Below are 272 nucleotides of genomic sequence, written 5' to 3' on the forward strand. Positions count from 1 at the left end.
ATGACCATTCTTGAACTTGGAAAACGCCATATTCCGCAAATTCTGATTAACGGTCGTATGTCTGACCGCTCTTATGCAAAGTGGAAAAAGCGCAGTTCTGTTGCTGAAGCTTTGTTTGAAAACTTTGCCCATGTGGTTGCACAATCCGATGCGGATGGTGAACGGTTCCGCCAGCTGGGCGCACGTCCCGTTACAATCTCCGGCAATCTCAAAGTAGACACGGATGCGCCGCCGGTGGATGCACAAGAGCTGGAACGTCTGCAGAAACAGAT

The 272-nt window shown here is 50.0% G+C and carries 1 protein-coding gene; it reads left to right on the plus strand.

Annotated elements, in window-relative coordinates; all coding sequences use genetic code 11:
- Positions 1-272: glycosyltransferase N-terminal domain-containing protein (locus HBA93_RS21200; RefSeq protein WP_286202115.1), on the plus strand; the 272-nt coding region annotated here is incomplete at both ends.

This window comes from Ochrobactrum sp. SFR4 (genome assembly GCF_019730395.1).
Lineage (GTDB): Bacteria > Pseudomonadota > Alphaproteobacteria > Rhizobiales > Rhizobiaceae > Pseudochrobactrum.